Below are 23,142 nucleotides of genomic sequence, written 5' to 3'. Positions count from 1 at the left end.
GGAACGCGGAGCCCGGCGCAAGCGGCTCGAACCGTCAGGCCGCGCCGGCCGGTCGTTCGTAGACCCGCACCGCGCAGCCGTGGGCCATGGCGTGCTCGGCCGGCGCCCGGTCCTCGGCGCTCAGGTGCGGCCCCAGCTCGATGATGCCGACCTTCTGGAACGCGGGCTCGCCCCAGCCCTGCGCGGCCAGGCCCGCCGTCCCCACGGCCAGGGCCTCGTCGTGCGACCCGGCCTGGGCGAACACCAGCACCGCATGCCGCGAGCCTACCGGATAGCGGCTCGTCGGCCCGGCCTCTGCCGTCGCCAGGATGAGATAGAGGTCTTGGTCCGCTTCGCTCATCAGCGCCTCCCGCCCTTCCGCCGGCCCAGCGCGAACGGCGCAAGCGCCGCCGCGACGCCGCCCGTGTTCGCGACCAGGTCCTTCCACTGGAACGTGCCCGACACCAGGCCCGCGGTCTGCAGCCCCTCGAAGCCCGCGCCCACGGCCAGGAACGCCGCGCCGATCAGCCAGGGGTTCACCCGCGGCAGGGCGGCGATGCTCAGCACGGTCAGCAGGAAGCCATAGGCCACATGCTCCACCACATCGGCGGGCGGGACATGGCGGGCGGCGTCGTGGCGCGGGTCCAGCGCGCCCACCAGCGCGACGGCGAGGACGGCCAGCAGGCCGGCGCGGCCGGCCCAGGTGATGAACGTCTGCATGGCCCGCTCATAGGCGATCGGGGCGGCTGCGCGCTACGCCCTTCGGCCCTCGGTCACACCGCCTCCGCCACGAACCGCCGCCGCGCCGGCGGGTCCAGGCGACCGGTTCCGGCCAGCCGCACGATGCGGCGGAAGTGCTCGCACTCCATGGGGCTGGGCGCCGGGCAGGCGGCGGCGTGGCGCAGGCCGTCGCGCATGGCGCTGAGGCGCTGGATCCTGCCGTCCAGCTCCTCGGCCTTGGCGGTCAGCCGGTCGCGTTCGATGCGCGGCCCTCCGTCGGGGCTGAACATCTCGCCGATCTCGTCCAGCGAGAACCCCGCCGCCTGGCCCAGCGCGATCAGCGCCAGCCGCTCCAGCACGTCGTCTGTGAACAGCCGGCGCATCCCGCGCCGGCCGATCGAGGCGATCAGCCCCTTCTCCTCGTAATATCGCAGGGTCGAGGCGGGCACGCCCGAGCCCCGGGCGACCTGCGCGATATCGAGGAACTTCATCGCTTGACCTCAAGTTGACTTGAACTTGCAGAGTGCCGCCGCTGACCCCTGAACGCAACCCGCGGAGCCTCCGATGACCGATGTCCATACCCACCCCAACCGCGGCCAGGCGGCCCTCTGGAACGACGCCAGCGGGCGCACCTGGGTCGAGATGCAGGGCCTGCTCGACCGCATGCTGGCCCCGTTCGGCGAGCGGCTGCTGGAGGCCGGGTTCCCGGGGGAGGGCCGGCGTGTCCTCGACATCGGCTGCGGCGCCGGGGCGACCACCCTGGGCATGGCGCGGCGGCTGGGGCCGGACGGCCTCTGCCTGGGCGTGGACATCTCCGGCCCGCTGGTGGCCGCCGCCAAGGCCCGCGTCGAGGCCGAGGGCGTCAGGTCCGCCGCCTTCGTCCAGGCCGACGCCCAGACCCACCGTTTCGACGGCGGCGAGTTCGACGCGGTGGTCTCGCGCTTCGGGGTGATGTTCTTCGACGACCCTGAGGCCGCCTTCGCCAACATCCGCCACGCCGCCCGGCCGGGGGCGAAGCTGGCCTTCCTCGCTTGGCGCAGCCCCGCCGAGAACCCGTTCATGACCACCGCCGCGCGCGCCGCCGCGCCCTTCCTGCCGCCCATGCCGACGCCCGAGCCGAACGCGCCGGGCCAGTTCGGCTTCGCGGACGGGGACCGGGTGCGGCGGATCCTGGCGGCCAGCGGTTGGAGCGACGTGGACGTCAGCCCGGTGGATGTCGCGACCGAGATCGCCGAAGCCGACCTGCTGTCCTACGTCACCCGCCTCGGGCCGGCCGGCCTCGCCCTGCGCGACATGGAGGAGAGCGCCCGAGCCCGCGCCATCGACGCGATCCGTGCGGCGTTCGAGCCGCTGGTGCAGGACGGCGCGGCGCGGTTCACCGGCGCGTGCTGGCTGGGCACGGCACGGGCTTAGATGCGCTCATTGCCTCCCGCCGCTTCGCGGGGAGGTGAAGGAGGAGGCGCATCCCAACGGGATGCTTCCCGGCCATGGATTCTCCGGCCATGGATTCTCCGGCCATGGATTCTAAGGCTCAGAGTGGCCGCCCAGCCAAATGCCGCCTTCGACCCCATTGCGGATTTTAGGGCTGCGAACGACAGTCGATACGGCGAAGAGACCAAGCCAGCGATGGAGTTGGCGGATGAGCGGGTTAGCATTCTGGCTGGTCGTTGCGGGTGTGGCTCTCGCGGCGATAACCGCGGCTACGGCTGCTAGCCTTGATGCCGCGATGAATCGCGTAAGGCCGCGGCTGTCGATCCTCCTGGCGGCTGTATTGCTTCCGGCCGCCGGCATGATTCTGATCAATCTCTTGCGGGGCAGCGATCCGCACGGTTTCGGCTTCGTGGCGATGATCTTCTTCGGCGCGGCGAGCCTGCCGGTGTCTTTCGCCGCGAGCGCGGCAACGATCTGGCTGACACGTCGAACTTTGTCGTCGAGTCCGCGAACAGAGCGGGTTCGCTAACCATCCGTGGACATTCGGCGAGTCCGCTCTGCGACGGTCGTCTTGGTCGTATCCGCGTCGCGACTAGCCTCGACCCCCACCCCGCCGTTGACTCACCGACTTCGCGCTGTATAACCGCCCACCTCTCGCCCGCGGGCTTTCCTGCGGGCGCATTCCGTTTTGCATATCTACTCCGAAGGCGCGAACGATGTACGCGGTGATCAAGACCGGCGGCAAGCAGTACCGGGTTCAGCCCGGTGACATCCTTGTTGTCGAAAAGCTCGATGGCGAGCCCGGCGCGGCCGTGGCGTTCGGCGACGTGCTGATGCTGGGCGACGGCGATGCCGTCACCGTCGGCGCCCCCACCGTGGACGGCGCCTCGGTCGCCGCGACCCTGATCGAGACCCGCAAGGGCGAGAAGGTGAAGATCTTCAAGAAGATCCGTCGCCAGGGCTATCGCCGCACCCGCGGTCACCGCCAGCACGAGACGGTCCTTCAGGTTGTCGGCATCACCGCCGGCGGCAAGGAGACCAAGTGGGACGGCACGGTCAGCATGACCACCAAGGCCGAGCTCGACGCCCGCGCCCGTGGCCTGGACTTCGCGACCCTCAACGTCTCGAAGAAGAGCCTGAAGGCCGCCGCGGCCGCCCCGGCCGCCGCCAAGCCGGCCGCCAAGGCCAAGGCCCCCAAGGTGACCGACACGGTCGTCGAGGAAGCCGCCGCCGCGCAGGTGAACGCTCCGGTCGAGACCGAAGCCGCGAAGCCGGCCAAGAAGGCCGCCGCTCCGAAGGCTGAGGCCGGCGAAACCAAAGCCGCGGCGCCGAAGAAGGCCGCCGCCCCCAAGAAGGACAAGTCGGCCGAGTAATCGGGCCGGCTTTTAAGGACAGGAGCGACCCATGGCTCACAAGAAATCAGGCGGTTCCTCGCGCAACGGGCGCGACTCGGCGGGCCGTCGTCTCGGCGTGAAGAAGTTCGGCGGCGAAGCGATCAACGCCGGCTCGATCATCGTGCGCCAGCGCGGCACCAAGTTCTGGCCGGGCGAGAACGTGGGCATCGGCAAGGACCACACCCTTTTCGCGCTCGTCACCGGTGCGGTGAAGTTCGTGACCAAGGCGAAGGACCGAACCTACGCCACGGTGGTGCCGGCCGAGAAGGTAGTCGCAGCCGAATAGGCGGACCCCACCTCTCTTCCGGGTCCGCCGCACCAGATTAAGGCGGACCGGAAACAAGACGACCTTTCGCGGGGAGTCCGGTCAGCCGGGCTCCCCGCTGTCGTTTCAGGGCCTCCGCGAGAGGGGCCGGGAGGTAGTGAACATGTGTGCGCTTGACGTTAGACCCGCGGTCGCCACCGAGCGGCTGATCCTGCGCGGTCCCGTGGCCGCCGACGTGGCCCCGATCGCCGAACTGGCGAACGACCTGGGCGTGGCTGGAATGACCACGCACCTGCCGTACCCCTATCGGCAGGCCGACGCCGAGGCGTTCGTGGGCTCGGTGGCCCGGATGAACCCGCGCACCGAGACGGTGTTCGCCGTCGAGCATCGGCAGTTCGGCTTCATCGGCATGCTGGGCATCCACGAGCGGGAACCGCGCCGTCCGGAGCTCGGCTACTGGTTCGGTCGACCGTTCTGGGGCCGCGGCTATGCGACCGAGGCGGTGACTGCGGCCCTGCGCTGGGCCAAGGGCGACTGGCGCCGGAATGTGGTGTGGGCCGGCCACTTCGCCGACAACCCCGCCTCGGGCCAGGTGCTGTGCAAGGCCGGCTTCCTCTATACCGGCGACGTCGAGCCGCGCGTCAGCGCCGGCCGCGGCGGCTCGCCGGCGCCGACCCGCATGATGGTCTGGCTGGCCTAGTGCTGATAAGCGAACGCGCATGACCGCCGCCTCGTCCCGTCGTTCCTCGTCGCCCGCGTCGCTGCCGTTCCAGGCGGCGGCCGTGGTGGCGGGCGTGGTGGCGCTGGCGGCGGCGTCGCGGGCGTCGATTCCGATCGGTCCCGTGCCGATCACGCTGCAGACCTACGCCCTGTTCGTGGTGGCGGGGCTGTTCGGCGGCCGGCTGGCGCTGATCGCGGTCGGCTGCTGGCTGGCCTGCGCGGCGTTCGGCCTGCCGGTGCTGGCGGGCGGCGCGGCCGGGTGGAAGGCCATCGTCGGCCACACGGCGGGCTTCCTCGTCGGCATGGCGGCCGCGGCCTGGGTGTGCGGGCGTGGCGCGGAGAAGGCCAAGGGCTGGATCGCGCTCACCGCCCTCTTCGCCGCCGGCCACGCCATCGTGCTCGCCGTGGGCTGGGCCGGGCTCGCCAGCTTCATGAGCCCCGGCCCCGCCTTCGAGAGCGGCATCCTCCCCTTCCTGCCCGGCGCCGCGATCAAGTCGCTGGCCGCCGCGCTCACCGTACGGCTGCTTTCCCGATGAAGTTCCTCGACCAGGTCAAAGTCTATGTGCGCAGCGGCAACGGAGGCGGCGGCGCCGTCTCGTTCCGCCGCGAGAAGTTCATCGAGTACGGCGGCCCCGACGGCGGCGACGGCGGCCGCGGCGGCGACGTCTGGATCGAGGCGGTGGAGGGGCTGAACACCCTGATCGACTACCGCTACCAGCAGCATTTCAGGGCCGGCACCGGTGTCCACGGGATGGGGCGCAACCGTCACGGCGCCAACGGCGAGGACGTGGTGCTGAAGGTTCCGGTCGGCACCGAGGTGCTGGACGAGGACAAGCAGCTGATCGTCGACATGGACCACGCCGGCCAGCGGGTCCTGCTGGCCAAGGGCGGCAACGGCGGCTTCGGCAACACCCACTTCAAGGGCCCGGTGAACCAGGCCCCCAAGCACGCCAACCCCGGCCTCGACGGCCAGGAACTCGCCATCTGGCTCCGGCTGAAGCTGATCGCGGACGTCGGGCTCGTAGGCCTGCCCAACGCAGGCAAGAGCACTTTCCTCGCCGCCGCCAGCGCCGCCCGGCCGAAGATCGCCGACTATCCGTTCACGACGCTCGCGCCGAACCTCGGCATGGTCGATCTGTCGCTGGGCGAGCGGTTCATCCTCGCCGACATCCCCGGCCTGATCGAGGGCGCCCACGAAGGCGCCGGGATCGGCACGCGGTTCCTCGGCCACGTGGAGCGGACTGCGGTGCTGATCCACCTGGTGGACGGGACGCAGGAGGATGTGGCCCAGGCCTGGCGCACCGTCCGCCACGAGCTGGAGGCCTATGGCGAGGGCCTGGAGGACAAGTCCGAGATCCTCGCACTCAACAAGATCGACGCCCTGGACGAGGAGACCATCGCGGAGAAGGCGGCCGAGCTGGAAGCCGCGGCGGGCGTGAAGGTCCGGCTGGTCTCGGGCTTCGCCGGGCAGGGGGTCACCGAGCTGCTGCGCGAGGCCTACGCCCTCGTCCAGAAGCACAAGGGCGAGATCGCCGCCGAGGAAGCCGGCCCCGAGGACTGGCGGCCTTGAGCGAGCTGCCCGTCTTGAATGAGCTTGGAGCCGCGCGACGCATCGTCATCAAGGTCGGCTCCGCCCTGCTGGTGGGCCCCGACGGCGCGGCGCACGGCGCGTGGCTGGCCGACTTCGCCGCCGACCTGGCCCGGCTGCGGGCGCGGGGCCAGCAGGTGCTGGTGGTCTCGTCCGGCGCCGTGGCCCTGGGCCGCCGCCGCCTGGGCCTGGGCAAGCGGGCGCTGAGCCTGCCGGAAAAGCAGGCCGCCGCCGCGGCCGGACAGTCCGCGCTGATGCGGGCCTGGGAGGAGGCGCTGGGACCGCACGGCTTCGCCTGCGCCCAGGTGCTGCTGACCCGCGACGACACCGAGACCCGCCGCCGCTGGCTGAACGCGCGGGCCACCGTCGAGACCCTGCTGAGCTTGGGCGTGATCCCCGTGGTCAACGAGAACGACACCGTGGTCACCGAGGAGATCCGGGTGGGCGACAACGACCGCCTTTCCGCGCGCGTCGCCCAGCTGGTCGGCGCCGAGGCCCTGGTGCTGCTATCGGACGTGGAGGGCCTCTACACCGCCGATCCGCGCCGCGACCCGACCGCGACCCTGATCCCCCGCGTGGCGCGCCTGACGCCGCAGATCGAAGCCATGGCCGGCGGAGCTAACGCCGCCGCCGGGGTGGGCACCGGCGGCATGGCCACCAAGCTGGAGGCCGCGCGCATCGCCAGTCAGGCGGGTTGCGCCACCGTCATCACGCTCGGGACCCGCTCAGGGCCGCTGGCCGCCATCGAGGCGGGCGCTCCGGCCACCGTGATCGAGCCGGCCACCACGCCGCGCGCCGCCTACAAGGCCTGGATCGGCGGCTCGCTCTCGCCCGCCGGCGCCCTGACGGTGGACGCCGGCGCCGCGGCGGCGGTCGCCAGGGGCAAGAGCCTGCTCGCCGCTGGTGTTCGGTCCGTGGACGGCCGCTTCGACAAGGGCGAGTGCGTCCGCGTGCTGGATCCGGACGGCCGCGAGATCGCCCGCGGCCTAGTCCGCTACGAGTCCGGCCACGCCGCACGGATCTGCGGGCTGAAGTCGGCGGCCATTGAGGCGGCGATCGGCTACACCTCCGGGCCCCTGGTCCATGCCGACGACCTCGCACTGGCGGCCCACGCGGCGATCTCGGGCTAGCGGCCTGCGGCCTGGGCGCGTAGGGAGTAAGGCTCAGTCTGAGCAAATGGGGTCGTGAGTGGACGGCAGCTCGTCAGGCAAGGAAGCTTCACCCGTCCGGACCGGACGGCTGGAAGCGCTCGCGCCTGGCCAAGCCATTCCTTTCGCAGGTGACCGTGTCGCCCATGTGACGCCGGAGCTGGCCGCCGCCTTCCGCCCCGGCGATCGCCTCGTGGTCGTGCAGGACTCCGGCGACCTGCTGCACATCCCGGCCCGCGAGCACGCCGCCGCCGAGGCCGCGGTGGGCCGCGCGGCGAACGCCTTCGCCCGGATGGGCGAGGTCTCCGACGCCGCGATCACCGCCTTCTTCGAGGCCTTCGCGCGGAAGCTGGAGGACGAGGCGGTCTGGGCCGCCATCGCCGCCGCCAACGCCGCCGATGTCGAAAGCGCCAAGGCCCGCGGCCGCTCGACCACCCGCCTGGCCGCCTCCGCCGCCATGCGCGCCGACATGGTGGCCGGCCTGCGCGCCTGGCGCGACGCCCAGCCGCCGCGCGGCCGGGTGCTGGAGACCGTCCGCCACGAGGGCTGGTCGGTGGAACAGGTCGTGGCGCCGCTGGGCGTCACGGGCTTCGTCTTCGAGGGCCGTCCCAATGTCTTCGCCGACGCCACCGGGGTGATCCGGGCCGGCAACACGGTGGTCTTCCGCATCGGTTCGGACGCCCTGGGCACCGCGCGCGCCATCGTCGCCGAGGCGCTGGATCCGGCCCTGGCCGAGGCCGGCCTGCCGGAGGGCGCGGCGGTGCTGGTCGACAGCGCGGCCCATGCCGCCGGCTGGGCGATGTTCGCCGACGCCCGCCTGGCGCTGGCCGTGGCGCGGGGGTCGGGCCCGGCGGTGTCGCAGCTGGGCGCCATCGCGCGTCAGGCCGGGACGCCGGTCAGCCTGCACGGCACGGGCGGCGCCTGGATGGTGGCCGACGCCACCGCCGACGCCGACCGGCTCTACGCCGCCGTCTTCCATTCGCTGGACCGCAAGGTCTGCAACACGCTCAACGTCTGCTGCATCGTCCGCGAGCGGGCCGACGAGCTGGTTCCCGTGTTCCTGGAGGCGCTCGAACGCGCCGGGGGGCGCCGCCAGGGCTGCAAGCTGCACGTCGCCGAGACCGACCTCGCCCGGCTGCCGGAGCATTGGCGCACGGCGCGCGCGATGGTCGTCCGCGCGGAAGGGCCCGTGGAAGAGGCCCTGGCCGAACCCATCGCCGACGCCGACCTGGGCCGCGAGTGGGAGTGGGAGGAGACCCCGGAGGTCAGCCTGAAGATCGTGGAAGACGTGGCCGAGGCCGTGGCCCTGTTCAATGCCTTGAGTCCCCGTTTCGCCGCCGCCCTGATCTCCCAGGACGCGACGGCCCAGGAGCGGTTCTACGCCACCATCGACGCCCCGTTCGTTGGCGACGGCTTCACCCGCTGGGTGGACGGGCAGTACGCGCTGAACCGGCCCGAGCTCGGCCTGTCCAACTGGGAGAACGGCCGGCTGTTCGCTCGCGGCGGCGTGCTGGCCGGCGACGGGGTGTTCACCGTCCGCGCCCGGGTGCGCCAGTCCGACATCGACCTCGACCGCGGGGGCGCGCCCACCCCGCCGCGCGCGGGCTGACGCGCGGCATGTGGTTCGCAGGCCCGGCGCGCCGCGCGCCCCTCGCCGGCCGGCCCGGCGCCCAGCGCCTCGGCTTCAACCTCACGCCGGGGATGAAGGTCGGGCTGTACGGCGGCTCGTTCAACCCCGCCCACGATGGCCACGCCCACGTCGCCGAGACGGCCAAGCGGCGCCTGGGCCTGGACCGGGTGATCTGGCTGGTCTCGCCGCAGAACCCGCTGAAGTCGCACCACGAGACCGCCGACCTTGCCGAGCGCATCGCCGGCGCCAAGGCCCTGGCCCAGGGGCCGGGCATGATCGTCTCCGCCGTCGAGACCCAGCTGGGCTCGAACTACACCATCGACACCATCCGGGCGCTGAAGGCGCGGTTCCCGGGCGTCCATTTCGTCTGGATCATGGGCGCCGACAGCCTGGCCACCTTCCACCGCTGGAAGGGCTGGACCCAGATCATGCACGAGGTGCCGGTGGCGGTGGTCTCGCGGCCCTGGATCTCGCTGAAGAGCCGCTTCTCGCCGGCCGCGCACCGCTTCGCCCGCTTCCGCCTGCCCACCCAGGCCGCCTTCCGCTTGCCGGGGTCGAAAACCCCGGCCTGGGTCTTCCTGTACGGGCGCTTCAACTTCCAGTCCTCGACGGCGCTCAGGGCCCGCAAGCCACGCTGAGTGCGCCCCGGGGAACACGGTCGGCGCCTTGCGGCTTGATGTCCGGTGACAGCGGCTGACCGGGCCTCAGTCCTGTGATAGGGTCGGCCAGCGAGGACAAAAGGAGTTACCCCGCTGAACGCTGAATCTGCGCCGCGTGCGCAAGAGGCCCCGGCCCACGCCGCGACCTCATTGGACGACCAGGGCCGCAACAGCGGGATCGAGGAATTGATCCTCAGCCGCTTGGAAGACGACAAGGCCCAGGACGTCGTTTTCATCGACATCAAAGGCAAGAGTCCCGTCGCCGACGGCCTGATCGTGGCCTCCGGCCGTTCGGGCCGACACGTCGGCGCCATGGCCGATCACCTGCTGCGCGCGCTGAAGGACGCCGGCTACGGAAAGTGCCGGATCGAAGGCATGCCCAGCGCCGACTGGGTGCTGATCGACGCCGGCGACGTAATCGTCCACCTGTTCCGGCCCGAAGTGCGCAGCTTCTATAATATCGAGAAGATCTGGTCGATCGACTCGGCCCACCGGGGCGTCGCCGCCAACTAGTCGCACTTTACAGTCTCGCTCGCGCCCGCTACAGGCGCGGCGATGACCACTGTCATGACCATTGCGATTACCCTGAAAACGACCTGCTTCGGCGGGGCGTCGACGGGTGCGCGCGGGGTCTAGAGCCAGCGGCACGACCCGAAGAGCCCCGCCGATGCGCGGGGCAGCTTCTCTTCAGAGCCATCCCCCGCGCCTCCGCCAACCAGGAGACGCTAGACCATGCCTTCCCTTCCCGATGTCGCCCCCAATGTCGCGATCGTCGGCGCCACCGGCGCCGTGGGCGTCGAACTCGTGCGTTGCCTCGAAGAGCGCAACTTCCCCCTGGCCAGCCTCAAGCTGCTGGCCTCCTCCCGCTCCGCGGGCCGCCAGGTGAACTTCCGCGGCCAGGCGCTCACCGTCGAGACCCTGGGCGACGACAGCTTCGCCGGCGTCGACCTGGCCCTGTTCTCGGCCGGCAGCGGCCTGTCCAAGGTCTATGGTCCCAAGGCGGTCGCCGCCGGCGCGGTGGTGGTCGACAATTCGTCGGCCTTCCGGATGGACCCCGACTGCCCACTGGTGGTGCCGGAGGTGAACGCCGGGACCCTGGCGAACCATCGCGGCATTGTCGCCAACCCCAACTGCGTGGCGATCATCGCCGTCGTGCCGGTGGCGCCCCTGGCGCGGGCCTTCGGGCTGAAGCGCCTGCAGATGGCCACCTACCAGGCCGCTTCCGGCGCCGGGGCCGCGGCGATGGAAGAGCTGCGCGCCTCCACCCAGGCCCAGTTGGAGGGGCGGCCCTTCTCGCCCCAGGTCCTGCCGCACCCCTACGCCTTCAACCTGTTCAGCCACAACGCCGAGGTCGACGCCGAGAGCGGCTACAACGGCGAGGAGCTGAAGGTGATCGAGGAGTGCCGCCGCATCCTGGACACCCCGGAGCTGCCGATCGGCGTGACCTGCATCCGCGTGCCGGTGCTCCGCGCCCATGCGATCGCCATGACCCTGGAGTTCGACCGGGTCGTGACACCGGAGGAGGTCCGCGAGGTTCTGGCCGCCGCGCCGGGTGTCCGCGTGGTCGACGACCGCGCCCGCAACCACTTCCCGATGCCCAGCGAGGCCGAGGGGCAGGGCGACGTCCTGGCGGGCCGCGTCCGTCGCGACCTGGGCGATCCTTCCGGCCGCTCCATCGCCCTCTTCGTGGCCGGCGACCAGCTGCTGAAGGGCGCGGCCCTGAACGCGGTGCAGATCGCCGAGCGCCTGGTCCCGGCGGCCAAGCCGCAATTGCGGTCAGGCGAGCTCGTCGGAGCCTCCTAAGGCTGGGGACCTCGCCGGGCTGGACTTGCCCCGGCCCGGCGGGTCACGATCCGTGCGCCGTCAGGCGAAGTGGATGCCGGTTCGACGCCCGGACGGCGCGCTCCTCAAGAGTGGAGCGCGGGCCGGGCGCAAGACCGGTTCCCACTCTTGCTGCCCGCGCTCTGAGGAGAAGCAAATGTCCGAGACCCTGAGCCGCGACCTGCTGGACCAGACCGCCGGTGAGCTCGTCGAAGCCCTGGCGACCCGCAAGGTCGGTGCGCTGGAGCTGACCGACGCCGCCATCGCCCGCATCGAGGATCGCGACCGGGCGATCAACGCCGTGGTGGTCCGCGACTTCGATCGGGCCCGCGACGCCGCCAAGGCGGCCGACGCGGCCCTGGCCCGCGGCGAGCGGCGCCCGCTGCTTGGCCTGCCGATGACCGTGAAGGAGAGCAACGAGGTCGAAGGCTTGCCGTCCACCTGGGGCAGTCCGGCCTTCAGCGGCTGGGTCGCCTCCAAGGACGCCGTCGCCGTTGCGCGGCTGAAGGCGGCCGGCGCGGTGATCCTGGGCAAGACCAATGTCCCGCCATTCCTGGCCGACTGGCAGAGCGCCAACCCGGTCTACGGCCGCACGAAGAACCCCTGGGACCTGTCGCGCTCACCGGGCGGCTCGTCGGGCGGCAGCGCCGCGGCGCTGGCGGCGGGCATGACCCCGCTGGAACTGGGGTCGGACATCGGCGGCTCGATCCGCGTGCCGGCCGCCTTCTGCGGCGTCTATGGCCACAAGCCGAGCTATGGGCTGGTCCCGACGCGCGGGCATTCCCCGCCCGGCCTGGACGGAGGGCCGATCGCCCTGGCGGTCGTGGGCCCGCTGGCCCGCAGCGCCGCCGACCTGGACCTGGCGCTGGGGGTGGTGGCGGGTCCCGAGCCGCACGAGGCCGTGGGCTACGCACTGAAGCTGCCGCCGCCGCGCCACGCCGACCTCGCGGACCACCGCGTGCTCATCGTCGACAGCCACCCCGCCGTCGCCACCGACAGCGAGATCCGCGGCGCGCTGGACGGCCTGGCCGCCCGGCTGGACGCCCTGGGTTGCCCGGTGGCCGGCGCCAGCGACCTGCTACCGGACCTGGCCGGCCAGCACGCCGTCTTCCTGGCGATGGTCGGCGCGGCCATGTCGCGGGGCTCGCCCGGCGGCACGACCATGACCGCCCACGAGTGGATGAACCTGCAGGACGCCCAGACGCTGATCCGCCGGCAGTGGGCGGCCCTGTTCGAGGCTTTCGACGTGGTGATCATGCCCGCCTTCGGCACGGCGGCGTTCCCCCACGACGACGAGCCCGACGGGCAGAAGCGGATCCTGACCATCGACGGCCAGGCGACGCCGTACTTCGCCCAGATCGCCTGGCCGGGGGTGGCGCTGCTACCCCACCTGCCCGCCACGGCCGCCCCGATCGGCTTCACCCGCGGCGGCCTGCCCATCGGCGCCCAGGTCGTCGGGCCATACTTGGAAGACCGCACCACCATCGCCTTCGCCGGCCTGCTGGAGCGCGAGTTCGGCGGGTTCAAGCCGCCGCCGTCGTTGACCTGACGGGTGAAGATCGCCGTCGTCGCCATCGGCCGGCTCGCCCGGTCGCCCGAGACCGAGCTCACGAAGCTCTATGTCGACCGCGCCACGGCGGCCGGCCGCTCGCTGGGCTTGGGCCCCGTCGAGGTGGTGGAGGTGGAGAGCCGCAAGCCCGGCAAGGCCGCGGAGGCCGAGGCGCTCCGGCCCCATCTGGTCGACAGCCACGTCATCGCCTGCGACGAGCGGGGGAAGGCCCGCGCCAGCCGCGCCTTCGCCGAGGAGATCGGGAGCTTGCGCGACCGCGGCGTGCGCCGGCTGGTGTTCCTGATCGGCGGCGCCGACGGGCTGGACCCGGACCTCGTGAAGGCGGTGCAAGGGACGCTGGCGTTCGGACCGCAGACCTGGCCGCATGCGTTGGCCCGGGCGATGCTGTGCGAACAGATCTATCGGTCTGTCTCCATTCTGGCCGGATCACCGTATCATCGGGACTGATGCGGCGGATTCTTCTCCTCGGGACCCTTGGGGCCATGGTCGTGGGCGCGGCGGCCTGGGCCGCCACGACGGAGAGGCTGGAGCGGCTGAACGCCGCCGAGACCGAGCTCACGGTCGATCAGGGCGCCAACCTTCACCGCCTCTCGCGCCTGCTGTCGGTGCTGGAGCAGCTCAAGCGCGATCCGCCGCCGGCCCTGCTGGTCTCGCCCGACGACGCCAAGGACGCCGTGCGCGCCGCCATCCTGGTCAAGGCCCTGACACCCGACCTGCAGGCCCGCGCCCGGGGCTATGCCCAGGGCGCCACCGAGGTGATGCGCCAGCGCCGCCTGGCCGCGGTGCAGAGCGAGGCCCTGTTCGAGCGCGACAGCCTGGCCGCCGAAGCTCTGCCGGCCCCTGATTCCACGGCCGAGCTGCGGCTAAGGGGCACGGTCAGGGGCGATGCGGGCGATGTCACCCCGCCCACCCGGCTGGTCTTCCCGACCGCGGGAACCGTCGTCCGCCGCTTCGGGGATCCGCTCGCGGGCGGCGGCCGTTCGAACGGCATGACGCTCGCCGCGCTCAAGGGCGCCCGCGCTGTGAGCCCCGCCGCGGGGCTTGTCCAATACGTGGGCCCCGTAAAAGGCTGGGGCGTCATCGTGATATTAAGACTAGCCGGGGGATATCATCTCGTGCTTGCTGGTCTCGAGAGAACGTCGGTTCAGGTCGGACAATCCGTCACGGAGGGTCAGCCTGTCGGATGGGCTAACGATGGTCGCCAAGCGACCTCGGAGCTTTATCTGGAGGTCCGTGAGCAGGGTTCGCCCGTGGATCCAGCCAAATGGCTGGTGAAAAGCCGGGGTTGAACAAGAAAGCGGGCTGGTACGGCCTCAAAACCGTCGTTTCGGCCTGCTCCATAAAGGACGGACACTCGTCCAAGGGAGTCAGAGCCTGGCTATGAAGAAGTATCTCCTGATCGGCGCATCGGCTTTCGTTCTCGGCGCCGGCTCGATGGCTTACGTGAGCCAGCAGGCCTCGGCGACGGCCCAGCCCCGCGCCAAGACCTATCGGATGCTCGGCCTCTTCGGCGACGTGCTGAACACCGTCGAGAACCAGTACGTGACCGAGGTGGACGACACCAAGCTGATCCAGGCGGCCATCGACGGCATGCTGACCTCGCTGGATCCTCACTCCGGCTACCTCGACCCCGAGAGCTTCGACGACATGCGCGACCAGACGCGCGGCGAGTACGGCGGCCTGGGCATCGAGGTCACCAGCGAGGACGGCGTGGTCAAGGTGATCTCGCCCATGGACGACTCCCCGGCGTTCAAGGCCGGGATCAAGGCCGGCGACTACATCACCGCCGTCAACGGCGAGAGCGTGCTGGGCCTGACCGTCACCGAGGCGGTGAAGCAGATGCGCGGCCGCCCCGGCGAGACCGTCAGCCTGACCATCGCCCGCGAGAAGTCCGACCCGTTCGACGTGAAGCTGGTCCGCGAGGTCATCAAGCCGAAGTCGGCCACGGCCCGGCTGGATGGCGACAACATCATCCTGCGCGTCGCCAGCTTCAACGAGAAGACCACGGACGAGGCCGAGGCGGCCTTCGCCGCGATGCGCGCCAAGAACCCCAAGGCCAAGGGCCTGATTCTGGACCTGCGGAACAACCCCGGCGGCCTGCTCGACCAGGCCGTGGGCGTGTCCGACCTGTTCCTGGAAGGCGGCGAGATCGTCTCCCAGCGCGGCCGCGATCCCCGCGACGTCGAGCGCTACAATGCCCGCACCGGCGACATCACCGACGGCATGCCCATGGTGGTGCTGATCAATTCCGGCTCGGCCTCGGCCGCCGAGATCGTCGCCGGGGCCCTGCAGGACCGCAAGCGCGCCGAGCTCGTCGGCACCACCAGCTTCGGCAAGGGCTCGGTGCAGACCGTGATCCCGCTGCGCGGCGGCATCGACGGAGCGCTGAAGCTGACCACGGCGCGATACTTCACGCCGTCGGGCCGCTCGATCCAGAAGACGGGCATCGAGCCGGACCTCGAGGTGGCCCTGACCCGCGAAGAGGCGCAGATCATCGCCAACCGCAGCTACCAGTTCTCGGAAGCCAGCTTCAAGAACGCGCTCAACGCTGACGAAGGCAAGGTGCGCCGCGGCGCCCACGAGCCCGCCGAGGCGCCGCCGGAGAACTTCGACGAGAAGAAGGACTTCCAGATCGCCCGCGCCGAGGACGTGCTGAAGTACGGCTCGGTCGCCGCGACGCCGAAACTGCCCAAGCCCACCGCCCGCTTGGCCGAGATCGTCTCGAAGGCCAAGGTCGCCTCGGTGAAGCCGCCGGAAACCACCCAGAAGTAGGCTCCGGCCCACGTCACGACATGAAGGGCGGTCCCTCGGGCCGCCCTTTTTCGTGTCCGCCGGCGACCGCCTGACGCAGGCCCCCACGCATGCGGCGCAGGTTGAGGCGCTGTTAACCATGTTGGACGACGCTCCACCCTGAGGAGCCCTCCGCCTTGCCCACCATCGCGCTTCCCCAGTTCAAGATGCCCCGGGTCGATCCGGGCGCGGTCCTGAAGAGCCCGGCCGCCGGCCTGACGGCCGCGGGGCTGCTGTTCGCGGGCGCGGTCGTGGCTCTCGTCAACCTGCTGGGCCCTATGGGCGGCGGGGCCACCCATGTGCGCATCCCGCTCGACGAGCCGCTGCGGTCCGCCCCGGCCGGCTGGCGCGAGGCGCTGAAACCCGCCCACGGCGAGGCGCACATCTACAAGGACGTGGTCCGCCTCTCGGAGCGCCCGCTGGCGCCCGGCGCGGCGGCCAACTTCGGCGGCGCGAGCCCGCCGACGCCCTCACCCTTGGCGGGGGTCGGCCTGCCGGTGGCCCCCATCGCCGGCTTCTACGCCCCCGGTCCCGGTGGCCCGCTGCCCATCATCGCCCAGGACGGCCGTACGCCGGCCCAGGTCTACGCCCGGCCCTTCACCCCCAACGGCCGGCCCAAGGTGTCGCTGGTGATCGGCGGCCTGGGCCTGAACCAGCGCGCCACCCGCCAGGCCATCGAGACGCTGCGGCCGGAGATCACCCTGTCGTTCGTGGTCTATGCCGAAGGCCTGCAGGGCTGGATCGACATGGCCCGCGCCCACGGCCACGAGGTGCTGCTCGAAACCCCGATGGAGCCGCTGGACTACCCGGACAACGACCCCGGCCCCTATACGCTGATGGCCGACGGCCAGCCGCCCGAGACGGTCAAGAAGCTGGAATGGATCCTGTCGCGGGCCACCGGGTATTTCGGCCTGACCAACTACCTGGGCTCCCGCTTCCTTGGCGTGGACACCGCCTACAACGCCTTCGCGAGCTCCGTGAAGGGGCGCGGCCTGGCCTTCATCGACGATGGGGCGGCGGCGCGGCGCGGCGGCGGCATGGCGCGCGCCACGGCCGAGCGGGTGATCGACGACAAGCTCTCCGGCCCCGCCATCGACCAGCAGCTCATGGCCCTGGAGGGCGGGGCCTTGCAGCGCGGCCAGGCGCTGGGATCCGGCTTCGCCTATCCGATCACCCTGGAAAAGGTTGCGGCGTGGGCCAATGAGGTGGAACAGCGAGGCTACCAGCTCGCGCCCGCCTCCGCCCTCACCGTCCGTAAATGACCGATCTCGCCGACTACCGCCCCAACGTGGGCGTCGTCCTGTTCCATCCCGACGGCCGTGTCTGGCTGGGCCGGCGTGCGGGGACGCACGGGCCGCACAACTGGCAGTTTCCCCAGGGCGGCGTGGACGAGGGCGAGGCGCTGGAAGAGGCCGCGCGCCGCGAGCTCCAGGAAGAGACCGGCGTGACCAGCGTCACCTACCTGGGCCGCACCGAGGGTTGGCTCACCTACGACTTTCCCCCGTTGGTCGCGCGCGAGCTGGCGCGGGGCTGGAAGGGGCAGAAGCAGGTCTGGTTCGCCTTCCGCTTCGACGGGTCTGAGACGGAGATAGACCTGGACGCCCACGAGCAGCCCGAGTTCGACGAGTGGCGCTGGGATTATCTGGCCGAGGCGCCCAAACTGATCGTGCCCTTCAAACGGCAAGCCTATGAGGCGGTCGCCGCCGCTTTCGCCGCCTTCGCTGCGACCAAGAGCGCGGCGGTCTGAATCGTACCCCGTCGTTAGCACGTTCGGTCTACACTGGGCGTTTGGGGCGAGGCTTCCGGAGGAGCAGGTTTTCGATGCCGACGGTGGTGATGACCCACGGCGCCTTCTGCGGCGGCTGGGCTTTCGAGGTCTTCCGCGCGCCCTTCGAGGCGCGGGGCTGGACGGTGCTGGCCCCGGACCTGCCTGGCCATGAACCGGGCGGCTCGGTGGCCGGCCTGTCCATGTCGGACTATGCCAAGAGCCTGGTGACGCTCTGCGCGGACCTGCCCGAGCCACCGGTGCTGCTGGGCCACTCCATGGGCGGCCTAGTCTCCCAGATGGCGGCGCGGCGGGTCAACCCGTCGGCGCTGGTGCTGCTGGCGCCGTCGCCGCCCTGGGGGATCACCGGCTCGTCGATCGAGGAAGCGGTCACCGCGTTCGGCGTCCACCTGTCCGACCCGTTCTGGACCGGAGCCCTGACGCCAGACCGACACCTGATGCGCCATCACAGCCTGGACCGGACGCCGAAGGTGCTGCGCGACGCCATCCTGGACCGTCTGCGGCCCGAGAGCGGGCGGGCGGTGCGCGAGGTGCTGAACTGGTGGCTGGACCCCTTCATGACCACCAGCGTGGGCGTCGGCGCCCTGCCCATGCCCGCCCTGGCGATCGCCGGGGACCGCGACGTGGTGCATCCGGCCGCCACCGTGCGCCAGACCGCCGAGCGGATCGGGGCGCAGTTCCACGTGATGCCCGGGATGAGCCACTGGCTGATCGGCGAGGAAGGCTGGGAAGAAGTCGCCGAGATCGCGCTCAGCTGGCTGGAGAGCCACGTGAAGGTCGAGGCCTGACGCTCGCGGCTATTGTCCGGTCCGGCGCCTCAGGGCCCAGCGGACAAGGCCCACGCCGGCCACCAGCGCCCAGGCGCCTTCCATGACCGTGGCGGACAGGTTGAAGTCCTGGGTCAGCAGGCCCCAGAGGATCAGGCAGGCGCCGATCAGGTTGCAAAGAAGGGCGACTGGTTTTTCGGCGTCGAGCTTGCCGAGCGCGGCCCCGGCGTAGGCGACCAGGATGATGAGGACGCCGAGGAGGCCCGCGGCGTCCGTCAGCGTCATCAGAACGTGCGTTCCTGGTACTGCATCGTCCCCATGTCGTATTTCGCGTTCACCTGGCTGTCGTCCGGCTTGCGCACCGTCGAGAAGTTCAGGCCGATCGACTGCTTGTCCGTCAGGTACTCCCACGACCGGCGTACGCGCTTCAGGCCGTCGGGATCCTGGGGCTGGGTGTAGTTGGCGGTGGGGTCCAGCGGCGGCTGGTGGACGAAGGACCACACGTTCAGCGCCTTGGCGACATCCGCGTCCGCGCCGGTGGGATAGCGCAGCTCGACGTTGCAGACCGACTTGTTCGAGCCCGAGGGGGCCACGATGACCTGGTAGACCTTGTTCTCGGTCCCGAACGGCTTGGCCCAGGTCTGGTCGCGGCGGTTCAGCTTGAAGCCGTTGGCCTTGGCCACGGCGTCGACGCCTTGGCCCTGGACGGCGGGGACGCAGACCTTCTCGATGACCTGGATGGCCTCGAAGCCGTAGCCGCTGGTCGGCAGGGTGGGCGGCGGGGCGGCTTCGGCCGGAGCCGGAGCCGGGGCGGGGGCCTCGGTCGCCGGAGCGGCCGGCGCAGGCTGCGCGGCCTCGGTGGCGGGCGCTGGCGCCGGAGCGGCGGGCTGGGCGGCCGGGTCCTGGGCCTGCGCGGCGGTCGCGATGCCGGCGGCGAGGATCAGGCTGGAGAGGGCGATACGCATTGAAGTTCCCCTGACTTTTCGGCCGGCATGAAACTTGAGCAAGGCGCCATAGGCAAGGCCTGACGGCGTCTAATTTACGGCAGTGAATTCGATGCTTGTCTAGGCGGCTTCCACAGCGTGCTCTGCCAGGATCGTGAGCCCGTCCGGCGTCACGTCGGCGAAACCGCCGCGGACCTCATAGACTTTCACGTTCCCGTCGTTGTGCACGCGCACGGACCCTTCCTTGAGCGCCGTCATGAACGGCGCGTGGCCAGCCAGGACGCCGAAGCCGCCCTCGGTGCCCTCGGCGTCGACCTGGTCCACCGAACCCGAGAACAGTTCCCGTTCCGGCGAGACCAGGGAGAAGTGCAGCTTCTCGGCCATGGCCCTTAAGCTTCCGCGGCGAGGGCTTCGGCCTTGCGGACCGCGTCCTCAATGTTGCCGACGTTGTAGAAGGCCGGCTCGGGCAGGTGGTCGTACTCGCCGTCCACCAGCGCCTTGAACGAGCGGATGGTGTCTTCCAGGCTGACCAGCACACCGGGCGTGTTGGTGAACTGCTCGGCCACGTGGAAGGGCTGCGACAGGAAGCGTTGGATCTTCCGGGCGCGGGCCACGATCAGCTTGTCCTCTTCGGACAGCTCATCCATGCCGAGGATGGCAATGATGTCCTTGAGCTGCTTGTAGGTCTGCAGGGTCTCCTGCACGCGACGGGCGACCTGGTAGTGCTCTTCGCCGATCACCAGCGGGTCCATGATCCGCGAGGTGGAGTCCAGCGGGTCCACGGCGGGGAAGATGGCCTGGGCGGCGATGTCGCGGCTCAGCACGGTCGTGGCGTCCAGGTGGGCGAACGAGGCGGCCGGCGCCGGGTCGGTCAGGTCGTCGGCGGGCACGTAGATGGCCTGCACCGAGGTGATCGAGCCCTTGGAGGTCGAGGTGATCCGCTCCTGCAGGTTGCCCATCTCGGTGGCCAGGGTGGGCTGGTAGCCCACGGCCGAGGGGATGCGGCCCAGCAGCGCCGACACTTCCGAGCCGGCTTGGGTGAAGCGGAAGATGTTGTCGATGAACAACAGCACGTCCTTGCCTTCCACGTCGCGGAAGTACTCGGCTTGCGCCAGCCCGGTCAGGGCGACCCGGGCGCGGGCGCCGGGGGGCTCGTTCATCTGGCCGTAGACGAGGGCGCACTTGGAGCCTTCGGTCGAGCCGTTGTTCGCCTTCGGGTCCACGTTCACGTTGGACTCGATCATCTCGTGGTAGAGGTCGTTCCCCTCACGGGTCCGCTCGCCCACGCCGGCCAGCACGGAATAGCCGCCGTAGGCCTTGGCGATGTTGTTGATCAGCTCCTGCATCGTCACGGTCTTGCCGACGCCGGCGCCGCCGAACAGGCCGATCTTGCCGCCCTTGGTGTAGGGGCAGAGCAGGTCGATCACCTTGATGCCCGTGACCAGCACTTCGGCCGAGGTCGACTGCTCGGCGAACGAGGGCGCTTCCCGGTGGATCGGGCTCATGAAGGTCGTGGCGATCGGGCCAGCCTCGTCGATCGGCTCGCCGATGACGTTCATGATGCGGCCGAGGCAGGCCGGGCCAACCGGAACGGTGATCGGCTTGCCGGTATCGACCACCGGCTGGCCGCGGGTCAGGCCCTCGGTGGTGTCCATGGCGATGGCGCGGACGGTGTTCTCGCCCAGGTGCTGGGCCACTTCCAGCACCAAGCGGAAGGGCTGGCCCGTCCGTTGGTCGGTGTTGGTGGTTTCCAGGGCGTTCTGGATCGCGGGCAGGGCGCCCTCGAACTCGACGTCGACGACGGCGCCGATGATCTGCACCAGCTTGCCGGTGGCGACGCCCTTCGCGGCGGTGGCCTTCGGGGTCGCGGCGGCCTTGGCGGGCGCGCGCTTGGCGGGCGCCTTGGCGGCGGCGGGCTTCTTGGCGGCGGTGGTGGTGGCCATGTCCAACTCTCTCGTTCGGCTCTAGATCGCTTCGGCGCCGGAGATGATCTCGATCAGCTCCTTGGTGATCTGCGCTTGGCGGGCTCGGTTCATTTGCAGGGTCAGGCTGGCGATCATATCGCCGGCGTTACGGGTGGCGTTGTCCATCGCCGTCATCTGGGCGGCGAAGAACCCGGCCTGGTTCTCCAGCATGGCGGAGAAGATCTGGGTGGTGATGTTGCGCGGCAGCAGCTCGGCCAGGATTGTCTCCTCGTCGGGCTCGTACTCGTAGGACGCGCCCTTGAGGTCGATCGGCTTGGCCCCGGCGACGACTTCGGCCGGGATCAGCTGCTTGCCGGTCGGCGTCTGGGTGACCACCGACTGGAACTTCGAGAAGAACAGCGTGACCACGTCGGTCTCGCCGGCCTCGAACATCGCCTGGATCCTGGTGGAGACCTCTTCGGCGACCGCCAGGGACGGGCTGCCGCCCACTTCGAACGTCTCGATCAGGCGCTGGGCGTGCAGGCGGCGAAGCTGATCGCGCGCCTTGCGGCCCACGGTGATCACTTTCACGTCCTTGCCTTCGGCCAGCAGCGCGTCGATGCGCAGGCGCGCGGCGCGGACGATGGACGAGTTGAACCCGCCCGCCAGCCCGCGGTCCGAGGTGGCGATCACCACCAGGTGGCGCTGGGCCGAGCCGGTGCCGACCAGCAGCTTCGGCGCGCCGTCGCCCGAGACGCCGGACGCCAGGTTGGCGATAACCGCCGCCATGCGCTCGGCATACGGACGCGAGTTCTGGGCGGCGTTCTGCGCACGGCGCAGCTTCGCAGCCGCGACCATCTGCATCGCCTTCGTGATCTTCTGGGTGGACTTCACCGCAGAGATCCGGGTCCGCATTTCCTTGACGGTGGCCATCGAGGGCTACTCGCTCCTGTCCGTCAGGCTTTAAGCGAAGGTTTCGGCGAAGCCGGCGAGGACGGTCTTCAGATCGTCTTCGATGTTCTTCAGATCCTTCTCGATCCGGATCTTGTCCAGCATGGGCTGGTGCTTGGCGTGCAGATGCGCCAGCAGCTCACGCTCGAAACGGCCGACCTGGTTGGTGGCGATCTTGTCGAGATAGCCGCGGGTCCCGGCGTAGATCACCGCCACCTGTTCTTCCACCGACAGCGGCGAGTACTGGGGCTGCTTCAGCAGTTCGGTCAGGCGTTCGCCGCGGGCCAGCATCCGTTGGGTGGCGGCGTCCAGGTCGGAGCCGAACTTCGCGAAGGCGGCCATTTCCCGATACTGGGCGAGCTCGCCCTTGATCGGCCCGGACGCGGTCTTCATCGCCTTGATCTGGGCCGAGGACCCCACGCGGCTAACCGAGATACCCACGTTCACGGCGGGGCGGATGCCCTGGAAGAAAAGGTCGGTCTCGAGGAAGATCTGGCCGTCGGTGATCGAGATCACGTTGGTCGGGATATAGGCCGACACGTCGTTGGCCTGGGTCTCGATCAGCGGCAGGGCGGTCAGCGAGCCCGAACCGTTGTCCTCGTTCAGCTTCGCGGCGCGCTCCAGCAGGCGGCTGTGCAGATAGAACACGTCGCCCGGATAGGCTTCGCGGCCCGGCGGACGGCGCAGCAGCAGCGACATCTGGCGATAGGCCACGGCCTGCTTGGAAAGGTCGTCGTAGATGATGACGGCGTGCATGCCGTTGTCGCGGAACCACTCGCCCATGGCGCAACCCGCGAACGGGGCCAGGAACTGCAGCGGCGCCGGCTCGGAGGCCGTGGCCGACACGACGATGGTGTAGTCCAGGGCGCCGCGCTCCTCGAGCGTCTTGACGATCTGGGCCACGGTCGAGCGCTTCTGGCCGATGGCGACGTAGATGCAGTAGAGCTTGGCGCTCTCGTCGTCGCCGGCGTTGATCGACTTCTGGTTCAGGATGGTGTCGATCGCCACGGCGGTCTTGCCGGTCTGGCGGTCGCCGATGATCAGCTCGCGCTGGCCGCGGCCGACGGGGATCAGG

General features: G+C 70.5%; 27 protein-coding genes and 1 pseudogene. 19 read left to right on the top strand and 9 right to left on the bottom strand.

Annotation, left to right across the window (positions count from 1 at the left end; genetic code table 11):
* Positions 1-34: 34 nt before the first annotated feature.
* From EPO51_RS23615 to EPO51_RS23605, 3 genes are read right to left on the bottom strand one after another with little or no spacing between them, the layout of a single operon-like run.
* Positions 35-340 (bottom strand): hypothetical protein, encoded by a 306-nt coding sequence (locus EPO51_RS23615; RefSeq protein ID WP_293355566.1) that lies wholly within the window; start codon positions 338-340, stop codon positions 35-37.
* On the bottom strand, positions 340-699 hold the full coding sequence (locus EPO51_RS23610; protein WP_293355564.1) for a hypothetical protein: 360 nt from the start codon (positions 697-699) through the stop codon (positions 340-342). The genes EPO51_RS23615 and EPO51_RS23610 overlap by 1 nt, the downstream gene beginning before the upstream one ends.
* A gap of 53 nt (positions 700-752) precedes the next feature.
* Positions 753-1,190, bottom strand: coding sequence for a helix-turn-helix domain-containing protein (locus EPO51_RS23605; RefSeq protein WP_293355562.1), 438 nt, complete (start codon positions 1,188-1,190; stop codon positions 753-755).
* Between the two features lie 73 nt (positions 1,191-1,263).
* Here EPO51_RS23605 and EPO51_RS23600 point away from each other — a divergent pair, with 73 nt between their 5' ends.
* The 19 genes and pseudogenes from EPO51_RS23600 to EPO51_RS23510 all read left to right on the top strand — a co-directional run bounded on the left by EPO51_RS23600 (position 1,264) and on the right by EPO51_RS23510 (position 18,289).
* A complete protein-coding gene (locus EPO51_RS23600; protein ID WP_293355560.1) occupies positions 1,264-2,112 on the top strand; it encodes a class I SAM-dependent methyltransferase in 849 nt (282 codons plus the stop codon).
* Between the two features lie 226 nt (positions 2,113-2,338).
* A complete protein-coding gene (locus EPO51_RS23595; RefSeq protein WP_293355558.1) occupies positions 2,339-2,659 on the top strand; it encodes a hypothetical protein in 321 nt (106 codons plus the stop codon).
* A gap of 187 nt (positions 2,660-2,846) precedes the next feature.
* Positions 2,847-3,362 (top strand): annotated as a pseudogene (rplU, locus tag EPO51_RS23590) (50S ribosomal protein L21); the annotation flags it as partial.
* A 172-nt stretch (positions 3,363-3,534) separates the two neighbouring features.
* Positions 3,535-3,810 (top strand): 50S ribosomal protein L27, encoded by a 276-nt coding sequence (gene rpmA, locus EPO51_RS23585; RefSeq protein ID WP_293355554.1) that lies wholly within the window; start codon positions 3,535-3,537, stop codon positions 3,808-3,810.
* A 142-nt stretch (positions 3,811-3,952) separates the two neighbouring features.
* On the top strand, positions 3,953-4,489 hold the full coding sequence (locus EPO51_RS23580) for a GNAT family N-acetyltransferase (protein WP_293355552.1): 537 nt from the start codon (positions 3,953-3,955) through the stop codon (positions 4,487-4,489).
* Between the two features lie 19 nt (positions 4,490-4,508).
* Positions 4,509-5,045 (top strand): biotin transporter BioY, encoded by a 537-nt coding sequence (locus EPO51_RS23575; protein WP_293355550.1) that lies wholly within the window; start codon positions 4,509-4,511, stop codon positions 5,043-5,045.
* Positions 5,042-6,079: a GTPase ObgE gene (gene obgE, locus EPO51_RS23570; protein WP_293355548.1), complete on the top strand. Its 1,038-nt coding sequence runs from the start codon at positions 5,042-5,044 to the stop codon at positions 6,077-6,079. The genes EPO51_RS23575 and obgE overlap by 4 nt, the downstream gene beginning before the upstream one ends.
* 5 nt (positions 6,080-6,084) lie before the next feature.
* Entirely contained in the window at positions 6,085-7,227 is a 1,143-nt protein-coding gene (proB, locus tag EPO51_RS23565; protein ID WP_293355582.1) for a glutamate 5-kinase, read from the top strand.
* 58 nt (positions 7,228-7,285) lie between these two features.
* Positions 7,286-8,854 (top strand): aldehyde dehydrogenase family protein, encoded by a 1,569-nt coding sequence (locus tag EPO51_RS23560; RefSeq protein WP_293355546.1) that lies wholly within the window; start codon positions 7,286-7,288, stop codon positions 8,852-8,854.
* Between the two features lie 8 nt (positions 8,855-8,862).
* A complete protein-coding gene (locus EPO51_RS23555) occupies positions 8,863-9,513 on the top strand; it encodes a nicotinate-nucleotide adenylyltransferase (protein ID WP_293355544.1) in 651 nt (216 codons plus the stop codon).
* A gap of 171 nt (positions 9,514-9,684) precedes the next feature.
* The gene (rsfS, locus tag EPO51_RS23550) at positions 9,685-10,047 is read left to right on the top strand and encodes a ribosome silencing factor (protein ID WP_363201303.1); all 363 of its coding nucleotides are present in this window, start codon (positions 9,685-9,687) and stop codon (positions 10,045-10,047) included.
* A 219-nt stretch (positions 10,048-10,266) separates the two neighbouring features.
* Complete coding sequence (locus EPO51_RS23545) at positions 10,267-11,337, top strand: aspartate-semialdehyde dehydrogenase (protein ID WP_293355542.1); 1,071 nt, start codon at positions 10,267-10,269, stop codon at positions 11,335-11,337.
* Between the two features lie 175 nt (positions 11,338-11,512).
* Entirely contained in the window at positions 11,513-12,904 is a 1,392-nt protein-coding gene (locus EPO51_RS23540; RefSeq protein ID WP_293355540.1) for an amidase family protein, read from the top strand.
* A gap of 3 nt (positions 12,905-12,907) precedes the next feature.
* Positions 12,908-13,372 carry a 23S rRNA (pseudouridine(1915)-N(3))-methyltransferase RlmH gene (gene rlmH, locus EPO51_RS23535; protein ID WP_293355537.1) on the top strand — a complete coding sequence of 155 codons (465 nt, stop codon included), beginning with the start codon at positions 12,908-12,910 and terminating at the stop codon, positions 13,370-13,372.
* A gap of 35 nt (positions 13,373-13,407) precedes the next feature.
* Entirely contained in the window at positions 13,408-14,214 is an 807-nt protein-coding gene (locus EPO51_RS23530) for a murein hydrolase activator EnvC family protein (protein WP_293355534.1), read from the top strand.
* 91 nt (positions 14,215-14,305) lie between these two features.
* On the top strand, positions 14,306-15,697 hold the full coding sequence (locus EPO51_RS23525; protein WP_293355531.1) for a S41 family peptidase: 1,392 nt from the start codon (positions 14,306-14,308) through the stop codon (positions 15,695-15,697).
* Between the two features lie 155 nt (positions 15,698-15,852).
* Positions 15,853-16,977, top strand: coding sequence for a divergent polysaccharide deacetylase family protein (locus EPO51_RS23520; RefSeq protein ID WP_293355528.1), 1,125 nt, complete (start codon positions 15,853-15,855; stop codon positions 16,975-16,977).
* Positions 16,974-17,462: an RNA pyrophosphohydrolase gene (locus tag EPO51_RS23515; RefSeq protein WP_293355525.1), complete on the top strand. Its 489-nt coding sequence runs from the start codon at positions 16,974-16,976 to the stop codon at positions 17,460-17,462. The genes EPO51_RS23520 and EPO51_RS23515 overlap by 4 nt, the downstream gene beginning before the upstream one ends.
* 74 nt (positions 17,463-17,536) lie before the next feature.
* Positions 17,537-18,289 carry an alpha/beta fold hydrolase gene (locus EPO51_RS23510; RefSeq protein ID WP_293355522.1) on the top strand — a complete coding sequence of 251 codons (753 nt, stop codon included), beginning with the start codon at positions 17,537-17,539 and terminating at the stop codon, positions 18,287-18,289.
* Between the two features lie 9 nt (positions 18,290-18,298).
* On the opposite strand, the gene EPO51_RS23505 is transcribed toward EPO51_RS23510, so the two are convergent.
* The 6 genes from EPO51_RS23505 to atpA all read right to left on the bottom strand — a co-directional run.
* Positions 18,299-18,553, bottom strand: coding sequence for a CBU_0592 family membrane protein (locus EPO51_RS23505; protein WP_293355519.1), 255 nt, complete (start codon positions 18,551-18,553; stop codon positions 18,299-18,301).
* Positions 18,553-19,233, bottom strand: coding sequence for a hypothetical protein (locus tag EPO51_RS23500; RefSeq protein WP_293355516.1), 681 nt, complete (start codon positions 19,231-19,233; stop codon positions 18,553-18,555). Before EPO51_RS23500 ends, EPO51_RS23505 begins: the two co-directional genes overlap by 1 nt.
* 99 nt (positions 19,234-19,332) lie before the next feature.
* The gene (locus EPO51_RS23495; protein ID WP_293355513.1) at positions 19,333-19,596 is read right to left on the bottom strand and encodes an ATP synthase F1 subunit epsilon; all 264 of its coding nucleotides are present in this window, start codon (positions 19,594-19,596) and stop codon (positions 19,333-19,335) included.
* 5 nt (positions 19,597-19,601) lie between these two features.
* Positions 19,602-21,155, bottom strand: coding sequence for a F0F1 ATP synthase subunit beta (gene atpD, locus EPO51_RS23490; RefSeq protein WP_293355510.1), 1,554 nt, complete (start codon positions 21,153-21,155; stop codon positions 19,602-19,604).
* Between the two features lie 21 nt (positions 21,156-21,176).
* Positions 21,177-22,049: a F0F1 ATP synthase subunit gamma gene (locus EPO51_RS23485; RefSeq protein WP_293355507.1), complete on the bottom strand. Its 873-nt coding sequence runs from the start codon at positions 22,047-22,049 to the stop codon at positions 21,177-21,179.
* Positions 22,050-22,079: 30 nt separating this feature from the next.
* Positions 22,080-23,142 (bottom strand): F0F1 ATP synthase subunit alpha (gene atpA / locus EPO51_RS23480; protein ID WP_293355504.1); only part of this gene is annotated, 1,063 nt, incomplete at its 5' end.

This window comes from Phenylobacterium sp., from assembly GCF_004297125.1.
Taxonomy (GTDB): Bacteria; Pseudomonadota; Alphaproteobacteria; order Caulobacterales; family Caulobacteraceae; genus Phenylobacterium.
Note: the sequence above shows the minus strand (reverse complement) of the source record. Positions and strands in the feature narration are given on the sequence as shown.

Bases quoted from the DNA above. Each gene is read 5' to 3' on its own strand.
- EPO51_RS23615 (WP_293355566.1), bottom strand. From the start codon at position 340: ATGAGCGAAGCGGACCAAGACCTCTATCTCATCCTGGCGACGGCAGAG.
- EPO51_RS23610 (WP_293355564.1), bottom strand. From the start codon at position 699: ATGCAGACGTTCATCACCTGGGCCGGCCGCGCCGGCCTGCTGGCCGTC.
- EPO51_RS23605 (WP_293355562.1), bottom strand. From the start codon at position 1,190: ATGAAGTTCCTCGATATCGCGCAGGTCGCCCGGGGCTCGGGCGTGCCC.
- EPO51_RS23600 (WP_293355560.1), top strand. From the start codon at position 1,264: ATGACCGATGTCCATACCCACCCCAACCGCGGCCAGGCGGCCCTCTGG.
- EPO51_RS23595 (WP_293355558.1), top strand. From the start codon at position 2,339: ATGAGCGGGTTAGCATTCTGGCTGGTCGTTGCGGGTGTGGCTCTCGCG.
- rpmA (WP_293355554.1), top strand. From the start codon at position 3,535: ATGGCTCACAAGAAATCAGGCGGTTCCTCGCGCAACGGGCGCGACTCG.
- EPO51_RS23580 (WP_293355552.1), top strand. From the start codon at position 3,953: ATGTGTGCGCTTGACGTTAGACCCGCGGTCGCCACCGAGCGGCTGATC.
- EPO51_RS23575 (WP_293355550.1), top strand. From the start codon at position 4,509: ATGACCGCCGCCTCGTCCCGTCGTTCCTCGTCGCCCGCGTCGCTGCCG.
- obgE (WP_293355548.1), top strand. From the start codon at position 5,042: ATGAAGTTCCTCGACCAGGTCAAAGTCTATGTGCGCAGCGGCAACGGA.
- EPO51_RS23555 (WP_293355544.1), top strand. From the start codon at position 8,863: ATGTGGTTCGCAGGCCCGGCGCGCCGCGCGCCCCTCGCCGGCCGGCCC.
- EPO51_RS23545 (WP_293355542.1), top strand. From the start codon at position 10,267: ATGCCTTCCCTTCCCGATGTCGCCCCCAATGTCGCGATCGTCGGCGCC.
- EPO51_RS23540 (WP_293355540.1), top strand. From the start codon at position 11,513: ATGTCCGAGACCCTGAGCCGCGACCTGCTGGACCAGACCGCCGGTGAG.
- EPO51_RS23530 (WP_293355534.1), top strand. From the start codon at position 13,408: ATGGTCGTGGGCGCGGCGGCCTGGGCCGCCACGACGGAGAGGCTGGAG.
- EPO51_RS23525 (WP_293355531.1), top strand. From the start codon at position 14,306: ATGAAGAAGTATCTCCTGATCGGCGCATCGGCTTTCGTTCTCGGCGCC.
- EPO51_RS23515 (WP_293355525.1), top strand. From the start codon at position 16,974: ATGACCGATCTCGCCGACTACCGCCCCAACGTGGGCGTCGTCCTGTTC.
- EPO51_RS23510 (WP_293355522.1), top strand. From the start codon at position 17,537: ATGCCGACGGTGGTGATGACCCACGGCGCCTTCTGCGGCGGCTGGGCT.
- EPO51_RS23505 (WP_293355519.1), bottom strand. From the start codon at position 18,553: ATGACGCTGACGGACGCCGCGGGCCTCCTCGGCGTCCTCATCATCCTG.
- EPO51_RS23500 (WP_293355516.1), bottom strand. From the start codon at position 19,233: ATGCGTATCGCCCTCTCCAGCCTGATCCTCGCCGCCGGCATCGCGACC.
- EPO51_RS23495 (WP_293355513.1), bottom strand. From the start codon at position 19,596: ATGGCCGAGAAGCTGCACTTCTCCCTGGTCTCGCCGGAACGGGAACTG.
- atpD (WP_293355510.1), bottom strand. From the start codon at position 21,155: ATGGCCACCACCACCGCCGCCAAGAAGCCCGCCGCCGCCAAGGCGCCC.
- EPO51_RS23485 (WP_293355507.1), bottom strand. From the start codon at position 22,049: ATGGCCACCGTCAAGGAAATGCGGACCCGGATCTCTGCGGTGAAGTCC.